The organism is Kitasatospora sp. NPDC007106, assembly GCF_040634455.1.
In the GTDB taxonomy this organism is placed as follows: Bacteria; Actinomycetota; Actinomycetes; order Streptomycetales; family Streptomycetaceae; genus Kitasatospora; species Kitasatospora arboriphila.
On the sequence record NZ_JBEYFP010000237.1, the window covers coordinates 1 to 8,414 of the forward strand.

8 protein-coding genes and 3 pseudogenes are annotated in these 8,414 nt (G+C 73.4%); 4 read left to right on the forward strand and 7 right to left on the reverse strand.

Annotation, left to right across the window (positions count from 1 at the left end; genetic code table 11):
• Window positions 1–23 precede the first annotated feature (23 nt).
• A pseudogene (locus tag ABZ641_RS19150) lies at window positions 24–779 on the forward strand (diaminopimelate decarboxylase); the annotation flags it as partial.
• A gap of 121 nt (window positions 780–900) precedes the next feature.
• Here the strand turns inward: ABZ641_RS19150 and ABZ641_RS19155 are convergent.
• The gene (locus tag ABZ641_RS19155) at window positions 901–1,392 is read right to left on the reverse strand and encodes a DUF1269 domain-containing protein (RefSeq protein ID WP_344626289.1); all 492 of its coding nucleotides are present in this window, start codon (window positions 1,390–1,392) and stop codon (window positions 901–903) included.
• A 200-nt stretch (window positions 1,393–1,592) separates the two neighbouring features.
• Between ABZ641_RS19155 and ABZ641_RS19160 the strand changes: the two genes are divergently transcribed.
• Entirely contained in the window at window positions 1,593–2,000 is a 408-nt protein-coding gene (locus ABZ641_RS19160; protein ID WP_344626288.1) for a hypothetical protein, read from the forward strand.
• 82 nt (window positions 2,001–2,082) lie between these two features.
• A complete protein-coding gene (locus ABZ641_RS19165) occupies window positions 2,083–2,847 on the forward strand; it encodes a dienelactone hydrolase family protein (protein WP_359983240.1) in 765 nt (254 codons plus the stop codon).
• 18 nt (window positions 2,848–2,865) lie between these two features.
• Here the strand turns inward: ABZ641_RS19165 and ABZ641_RS19170 are convergent, their stop codons facing one another.
• From ABZ641_RS19170 to ABZ641_RS19180, 3 genes are all read right to left on the reverse strand, one after another.
• Window positions 2,866–3,129: a hypothetical protein gene (locus ABZ641_RS19170; protein WP_344626286.1), complete on the reverse strand. Its 264-nt coding sequence runs from the start codon at window positions 3,127–3,129 to the stop codon at window positions 2,866–2,868.
• A gap of 83 nt (window positions 3,130–3,212) precedes the next feature.
• Window positions 3,213–3,779, reverse strand: coding sequence for a GNAT family protein (locus tag ABZ641_RS19175; RefSeq protein WP_344626285.1), 567 nt, complete (start codon window positions 3,777–3,779; stop codon window positions 3,213–3,215).
• A 75-nt stretch (window positions 3,780–3,854) separates the two neighbouring features.
• Complete coding sequence (locus ABZ641_RS19180) at window positions 3,855–4,802, reverse strand: EamA family transporter (protein ID WP_359983242.1); 948 nt, start codon at window positions 4,800–4,802, stop codon at window positions 3,855–3,857.
• Between the two features lie 45 nt (window positions 4,803–4,847).
• On the opposite strand from ABZ641_RS19180, the gene ABZ641_RS19185 reads away from it, so the two are divergent.
• Window positions 4,848–5,345 carry a MarR family transcriptional regulator gene (locus ABZ641_RS19185; RefSeq protein WP_344626282.1) on the forward strand — a complete coding sequence of 166 codons (498 nt, stop codon included), beginning with the start codon at window positions 4,848–4,850 and terminating at the stop codon, window positions 5,343–5,345.
• A gap of 59 nt (window positions 5,346–5,404) precedes the next feature.
• On the opposite strand, the gene ABZ641_RS19190 is transcribed toward ABZ641_RS19185, so the two are convergent.
• From ABZ641_RS19190 to ABZ641_RS19200, 3 genes and pseudogenes are all read right to left on the reverse strand, one after another.
• Entirely contained in the window at window positions 5,405–6,319 is a 915-nt protein-coding gene (locus ABZ641_RS19190; RefSeq protein ID WP_359983244.1) for an RNA polymerase sigma-70 factor, read from the reverse strand.
• Window positions 6,316–7,496 (reverse strand): annotated as a pseudogene (locus tag ABZ641_RS19195) (FAD-dependent oxidoreductase). The gene ABZ641_RS19190 and the pseudogene ABZ641_RS19195 overlap by 4 nt, the downstream one beginning before the upstream one ends.
• Before the next feature lie 828 nt (window positions 7,497–8,324).
• A pseudogene (locus ABZ641_RS19200) lies at window positions 8,325–8,405 on the reverse strand (type II toxin-antitoxin system VapB family antitoxin); the annotation flags it as partial.
• Window positions 8,406–8,414: the final 9 nt, after the last annotated feature.

The window sequence follows — 8,414 nt, forward strand, 5'->3', positions numbered from 1 at the left end:
CCGGCTGAGCCAGGGGTACCGGCCGGCTGCACGTCCACGTCGGCTCGCAGGGCTGCTCGCTCGACCTCATCGCGTCCGGCGTCCGCGCCACCTGGGAGCTCGCCGAGGAGATCAACCGCCGGGCCGGCCGCCGGCAGGTCGACTCGCTCGACCTCGGCGGCGGACTGCCCGTCAACTTCGACGACGACGAGGTGCGGCCGACGTTCGCCGCGTACGCTGCCCACCTGCGGGCCGCCGTCCCCGCCCTGTTCGCCGGCCGCTACGCCCTGGTCACCGAGTTCGGCCGGTCGGTGGTCGCGAAGAACGGCTTCACCGCGGCCCGCGTCGAGTACACCAAGGAGGTCGGCGGCCGCCGCATCGCGCTCACCCACGCCGGCGCCCACCTCGCGACCCGGACGGTGTTCATGCCCGAGGCCTGGCCGCTCCGGGTGGGCGTGCACCGGCCGGACGGCACCCGGCGCGAGGGCCCCGAAGAGATCCAGGACGTCGCCGGGCCCTGCTGCTTCTCCGGGGACGTGGTGGCCCGCGGCCGCGCCCTGCCCCGCATCGAGCCGGGCGACCTGGTCGTGCTGCACGACACCGGCGGCTACTACACCTCCGCCCCGTGGGCCTACAACAGCCTGGCCAGGCCCGCCGTGCACGGCTTCAGCACCGCGGGCGGCCCCGTCCGGTTCGCCACGATCCGGCCGGAGCAGACCCTCGCCGAGATCGCCGCCGAATCCGGCGCCGCCCACGCCGACGCCCTGACCGCGCTCACCGCCGGAGGCCCGGGTACCTAGGACCCAGAGGGCGCTCGGGTGGTCGATCGAGGTGCCCCCACGTGCCCCGAATGCCCATCCGAGCGCCCTTGAAGACGACTCCCGCACCCGGCCGGTGCGGCCGGCTGATCGTGCGGGGGAGTCACTCGTCCTCGGCGAAGGTCTCCCGCAGCACCTTCTCCTGCTCGTCGGACAGGTTTGTCTGGATGAGCTCCGCGTGCTGCCCCTGGAAGGCGGGGGCCACCTTGTCCAGCACGGCGTGCGAGGTGAGCAGGAACAGCGCCGAGGTGCCGGGGGTCACCTTGTCGCGCACCTCCTGGATGAACTCGTCGTCGATCCCGACGTGCGTGAAGTGACCGGAGACGGCGCCGGTCGCGGCGCCCACCGCCATGCCGAGCAGCGGCACGAAGAAGATCATGCCGAGCAGCAGGCCCCAGAAGGTGCCGCCGATCGCGCCCAGCCCGGTCAGGTTGCTCAACTGCTTCGTCTTGGGCTTCTTCTTGTCCTCGGGCCAGCTCACCACTGCACCGTCCTGGACGACGATCAACCCCTGGTGCTGCAGGTCCTTCAGGACCTCCAGGGCGTCCTGCGCCCCCTCCGGGGTGGGAAAACGCCACACGGTCAGGCTCGCCATCACCGGCTCCGATCTCCTGCGGACAGACATTGCCCTCATCCTCGGCCCGCGCCGCCCCGGCTGCCACGCACACCCCGCCGGAGGGGTGAGTACCGGCGTGTCGCCGCACGTCCGGGCGCTGCGGCGGGCAGGGATCGGGGCGAGGATCGACACGGTCCGGTCGTCGAGGAGACCGACCGGTACGGAATCGAGGCGCACCCATGGCAGAAGCAGTGAACGGCCGACGCGACACCGACAACGCGGCGAGCGGCGTGGTGGCCGTCGCCGCCGTCCTGCTGCTCGTCTCCGGTGTGCTCAACCTGCTGCGCGCCGTCATGGCGCTGGCCGGCGACCCGGTGTTCGTGATCGTCCCGAAGTACACCTTCCGGTTCACGCTGACGAGCTGGGGCTGGATCTACCTCGTCCTGGGGGTGCTGGCGATCCTGATCGGCCTGGCCCTCTTCCGGCTCGCCCTGTGGGCCCGGATCGCCGGTGTGGCCGTCGCCTGTCTGGTGATCGTCGCCAACTTCCTGTCGATCCCGTACTACCCGCTCTGGTCCCTCGTCGTGATCGCCGCCTGCACCGTCGTCATCTGGGGCCTGTGCACCGTCCGCCACACCCCGGCCTGAGCCGCACGTCCCTTCGACTGATCATCCGTCAATTCCGCTCCGCGGTACGGGTTAGACTCCGATCGACCACGAAGGGGGAGCGATGGCGGACAGCACGACGACAGCACGGTGGATCCCGCTCGGCGAGGGCGAGGGCGGTGGCCCGGAGGGGCTGCTCGTCCTGCCGGACGGGCGGCCGGCCCACGGATCGGTGGTGGTGGCCGGGGAGTTCTTCGGCGTCACCGGCCACCTGAAGGCGGTCTGCGAACGGCTCGCCGCGGCCGGGTACGCCGTCCTGGCACCCGACTTCTACTGGCGCAACGCCCGGCGCGCCGGCTTCGGCCACGACGAGGCGGGCCGCGCCGAGGGCCGCCGGCTGATGACCGCACTGCGCCGGGACGAGGTGCTCGCCGACCTGACGGCCGCCCGGTCCACCGTCCGGGAGTTCGGCGGGCAGGGCGGTACCGCGATGCTCGGCTTCAGCCTGGGCGGGCACATCGCCGTCCTCGGCGCCACGGCGCTGCCGTTCGACCTGGTCGTCAGCTACTACGGCGGCTGGCTGCTCGACGGCGGCATCCCGCTGGCCGAGCCGCGTCCCCCGGTTGCCGACAGTGCCGCGATCGCGAAGAACACCGGCTTCCTGCTGGGCTTCTTCGGCGCCGACGACTTCGTGATGTCCCTCGACGAGTGGCACCGCGTCGGCGAGCACCTGCACGCGGCCGGCGTCCGCCACGAACAGGTCACCTACCAGGGCGTGGGCCACGGCTTCTTCAACGACGAACGCCCCGACACCTTCGACGAGAAGTCCGCCACCGACGCCTGGCGGCGCACCCTCGACGCCCTCGCCGAGCACCTCCGCCGCGGCTGAGCCGCGCCCGCGGACCGGCTACGCCTTGAGGTGGCCGCCGAGTTGGTACTCCAGCCCCGCGCGGAACTCGAGGCGGGGGACGGCTGCCCGCATCGCCTCGTACAACTCGGGCGGCACCACGTACACGGCGGTCGCCAGCAGGTCGTCCTCACGGCCGGGGAAGAAGTCCCGGACGCTCAGGATCTCGTCCCGCGTGAGGTCGTCGGTGACGTGGGCCGCGGCATCGTCGGTGTCCCAGCCGATGAGCGCCCAGGCAAGGGTCTCGGCAGCGTTGTCGATCATGCCTCCCACCGTAGCGAGGGCGTCCGGCGGCTTCATGCGGATTCCCCCGGGGCGGGTGGGCGGCGGCCGGCGGGACCGGCCCGTCACCCGGCTGTGTGGGTCCGTTCGGTGGCGAGGTGCTCGTGGGCGAGGACGCCCATCTGGACGTGGTCCTGCCAGCGGCCGTGCCGGAAGACGGCCTCGCGGCGGCGGCCCTCCTCGGTGAAGCCGGCCTTGCGGTAGGCGGCGAGGGCGGGCAGGTTGTCGCCGAGGACGGTCAGTTCGATGCGGTGCAGGCCGAGTTCGGCGAAGCCGTAGTCGAGCAGGGTGCGGACGGCGTCGGTGCCGAGGCCGCGGCCCTGGTGGGGTGCGCCGACGATGACGGCGAGGGTGGCGCAGCGGTCCTTGGGGTCGGCGCCGTAGAGCGTGACGTGGCCGACGGTCTCGTCGCCGTCGAGGGTGACGACGGTGAGGCCGACGTTGCAACCGGTGTTCTGGCTCCACGAGCGGAACATGGCGGCGATCTCGGCGCCGGGCCGGGGGTGGACCGGGCCGGTGACCTGGCGGACGGCGGTGGCCGGGTCGTTCCACCAGGTGACGAGCCGGTCGAGGTCCTCCTCGCGGAGTTCGCGCAGGCGGACGAGCCGGCCGGTGAGCGGCGGGGGAGCCACGGGGCCTCCAGGTGGCGTAGGTGATCTTCTTCGCGGGATGGTAGCCGCCCGGGGCGCAGCCGAAGCCGGGGGCGGTCAGTCGTCGGTGCGGCTGCCGGTGAACTCGGCGGGTCGGAGGGCCTGTTCTGCGGTCGGCGCGGCGGCCGGCGCGGCCGTTGGTGCGGTGGGCCGGTGGCGCAGTTGGGCGAGGACGACCGAGCCGATCGCGAGCAGGGCGCCGAGCAGTTGCAGGGCGGTGAGTCCCTGGCCGAGCACCAGCCATCCGAGGGCGGTGGCGACCAGCGGGCTCAGCAGTCCGAGGAAGGTGACCTGGGTGGGGGAGAGGGCACTGATGCCGCGGAACCACAGGGTGTAGGCCACGGCGGCTCCGATGATCCCGAGGTAGGCGTACCCGCCGAGGTTGCGGGCGGTGAGGTCGGCGGGCGGCGGGCCCTCGGCGAGCAGGGCGACGGGCAGGAGCAGCAGTCCGCCGGCGACGAGCTGCCAGCCGGTGACGGCGAGCAGTCCTGCGGGCGGGGCCCAGCGCTTGCTGAGCACCACGCCGGAGGCCATCACGGCGGCGCCGCCGAGGGCGGCGGCGATGCCGACGGCGTCCGGCCGGGCCTCGGCGCGCAGCACCATGAGGGTGACGCCGGCGATGCCGCCGACGGCGGCGGCCACCGTGCGGGCGGTGAGGCGTTCGCCGAGGAGGAGGGCGGAGAGTCCGGCGACCAGCAGCGGCTGGACGGAGCCGACGGTGGCGGCGAGTCCGCCGGGCAGCCGGTAGGCGGCGACGAACAGCAGCGCGAGGAAGACGCCGATGTTGAGGGAGCCGAGCACGAGCGAGCGCCACCACCAACTGCCGCTCGGCAGGCGGCGGGTGAGCAGGACGAGTAACAGGCCGGCGGGCAGCGCGCGGAGCATGGCGGCGGTCAGCGGGCGGTCGGGCGGCAGGAACTCGGTGGTGACGAGGTAGGTGGAGCCCCAGACGGCCGGGGCGAGCGCGGTCAGCAGGAGGACGGTCAGCCGTCGATTTCTTAGCACTAAGACAATGTATCTCACCACTAAGAGATCCGCTAGGCTGATTCCATGGCAGACCACGTCGACACCGTCCTCGCCCAGTGGGCCCGGCAGCGCCCGGACCTGGACGTCTCCCCGATGGCCGTGATCGGCCGGCTCAAGCGGGTCGTGGCGGCCCTGGAGCCCGAGATGCGGCGCACCTTCGCCGCGCACGGCCTCGACGCGGCCTCCTTCGACGTCCTCGCCACCCTGCGGCGCAACGGCCCGGACCGTCCGCTCACCCCCGCCGAACTGATGCGCTCCGCGATGGTCACCTCAGGTGCCGTCACCCAGCGGCTCGACCGGCTCCAGGCCAACGGCCTCGTCACCCGCAGCCCCAGCCCCACCGACGGCAGGGTCGTCCTGGTCTCCCTCACCGACAAGGGGCTCGCCCTCATCGACGGCGCCCTGCCCGACCACCTCGCGACCGAGGAACGCCTGCTCGCCGCACTCGACCCCGCCGCCCGGGACGGCCTGGCGGCCACCCTGCGCACCCTGCTGGAGGCCCTGGAGGACCCGCACCGCTGAGCGGCCCGCCCGCCCCTGCGCGGTCCCGTGACCCCGGGCCCTGCTCCGGCCGGTGCCGCTCAGGAGAGTTCGTGGCGGGTTCCGCCGGCGACGGCACGGAGCTTGTCCGGGTTGGCGACGTTGTGGATGGCCGAGATGCGGCCCTCCGGGTCGACGTCGAAGGTCAGCGTGGCGACCACGCGGTCCGGACCGCGGAAGACGACCCCCGGGCCGCCGTTGATCCCGGTGAGCTCCGCACGCATCTGCCCCGGCTCGATGCCCTGGTAGGCCACCGTGCCGAGCGCGGCGAACCAGCGGGCCACGGTCTCCGCGCCGACGACCGGCTTGAGGGCCTGGCGGACCTTGCCGCCGCCGTCCGTCCACAGCGTCACGTCCGGGGAGAGCAGTTCCATGAGCGTGTTGATGTCGCCGCCCGTCGCCGCCGCGAAGAAGCGCTCGGTGACGTCCCGTCGGCGGGCGCGGTCCGTGCTGAACCGCGGCCGGCGCGCCTGGACGTGCTCACGGGCGCGGTGCGCGGTCTGCCGCACCGCCGGCTCCGAACGGTCCACCGCCCGGGCGATCTCCGCATAGCTGAACGCGAAGACCTCCTTCAGCACGAAGACCGCCCGCTCCAGGGGGCTCAACGTCTCCAGCACGACCAGCAGGGCCATGGAGACCGAGTCCGCCGCGGCGACGCCCTCGGCCGTGTCCGGGTCGGTGAGGATCGGCTCGGGGAGCCAGGGCCCGACGTAGGTCTCGCGCCGGTGACGGGTCGAACGGAGCCGCTCCATCGACAGGTTGGAGACGATCCGGGTCAGGTAGGCCTTGGGATCGGCGACCAGGGACCGGTCGGCCGCCGACCACTTCAGCCAGGCGTCCTGGACGACGTCCTCGGCGTCGGCGGCGGTGCCGAGGATGCGGTAGGCGACGGAGAAGAGCAGGGTGCGGTACTGCTGGAAGGCGAGCTGGTCGGGGCCGGCCTGCTGCGGGTTCACTTGGCGCTCCTGATCCGGGTGTAGCGGCCGCCGTGCGGCCAGAACGCGCCCGAGGCGGGCATCTTCTTCATGCGGGCGAAGGTCGGCCACGGCGCTGCGCTGACCGCCTCCTTGTACTTCGCGGCCCGCCTGCCGGTCAGCACGATCCGGCGCGGGCTGTCGTCGGGCCGGGTGAACTGCACGACGGCGTCGTGCCGGCCCAGGCTGACGGGCGTGTGGTAGTAGCCGAAGCGGAACGGCTCGGGCTCCTTCCCGGCCAGCACCCGCAGGACGGAGAGGGCGGCGTGCACACCGGTGGGCATGCCGCCCTGGCAGGTCCCGTGCATCACGCCGTACCCCTGGCGGATCGCCGCCGCGTCGCCCACCGCGTAGACGTCCGGGTGGGAGACCGAGCGCAGCGCGCCGTCGGTGACCACGCGGCCGCGCTCGTCGACGGTCAGGCCAGCGGCGGGACGCGGGTGCCGCTGGTCCACAGCACCGCGTCCGCCGGGATGTTGGAGCCGTCCGCGAGCTCGACGCCGTCCGGCAGCACCTCGACCACCTCGACGCCGCTGCGCACCCGCACCCCGAGCCGGGCGAGCGCCGCGTCCAGGTGGGCCCTGGCCTTCGGGTGCAGGTTCGCCCCCGGCTCCTGCCGTCCCAGCAGCACCACCCGCAGCCGTGGGTACCGCTCGGCGATCTCCGCGGCGGCCTCCACACCGGTGAGGCCGCTGCCGCCGACCACGACCGTCCCGCCGTCGAGCCGGGCCAGCCGGTCGGCGAGCAGGGCGGCGTCCTCCGGGCCGTCGAGCGTGTGGGCGTGCTCGTCCACGCCGGGCAGGGCCGCGGTGTCGGCGACGCTGCCCAGACCGTAGACCAGGGTGTCGTAGCGCAGGATCCGGTCGTCGTCGATCCGGACGGTCTTCGCCCCGGCGTCCACGGCGGTGACCCGGCCGCGGACGAAGACGGCGCCGGTGCCGTCCAGCAGCTCCGGGATGTTCATCACGGCCGTCTTTTGGCCGGTGGCGGTCATGTGCAGCCTGAGCCGCTCGGTGAAGGTGTCGTAGGGGTTGACCAGCGTCACCCGCAGGTTCCCGCGCTTCCTGGTGCGGGCCGCGAGCTGGATCGTCGCGGCGAGCCCGGCGTAGCCGGCGCCCAGGACCAGGACCTCGTGCCGCTGCGCTGCTGTCGTGTTCATCGCTCTGCTGTCTCTTCCGTGTCGTCGTTCCCGCCGTGCGGACGACCACCAGACGCACGCTGCCCTTCCGTTCGTGACACGGGCCCGTGTGGCCTGTGTCACATCGTGAAGGGGGGCGGCCGTGCGCAGCATCGGCACCCCCGGCGCCACGACGCACCGCATTCAATCATGATCGACCGGCTGTGCAAGGAGACTGACGGAGCGGCAGGAGCCGCAGGTCGGGCACGGAGTCCGGCGCTTCGGCGCGGCCCACGAGCACCGGCCCGCTGCGGAGCCGGGGCCCGGAGGGGCTCCGGCGCCGACCGCCTAGAGTGACGGACCATGTCGACCGGCACCCTCCTCGTGGACACCGCCGTGGCCGGCTCCGTCGCGGTCGCCCTCCGGCAGGCCCCGCGGGTGCTGCGCCGCCCCGCACCGGCCGCACCGGGCACACCGGCCGGCGGCCGGCGCGGCGTCACCGCGGAGACCGCACTGGCCGCCGTCACCGCGCTGATCCTCCTCAACCAGCTGCTGGTCACCGTCTACCTGCTGCGGGTGCACGACGGCGACGCCTCGTTCGTCGCCCGGCTGCTGCCGCCCGGATGGTTCGACCTCGCCGACGGGCCGACCGTGCGGGCCCTCGCCGCCCACGTGCCCGCACCGGAACTGCTCGCACCGAGCCTGCTCCGCGTCCCGGCGCTGCTCGAACTGCCCTTCGTCCTGCTGGTGTTCCTGGCCGTCCTGCGCCGACTCGACCCGGTGGCGTACCGGCAGGCCGCCCTGTCGCCGCTGCTCGGTCTCGCCGCGGCCTCCTACACCGCCGTCTTCTGCACCGTCGAATGGCAGCTGCGCACCGTCCGCCCACTGGCGGGTGCTGGTCCGGCCGTGATCCGGGTACGGCCGCCCGTTGCCGATGCGCTTGAAGATCACACGGAAAGC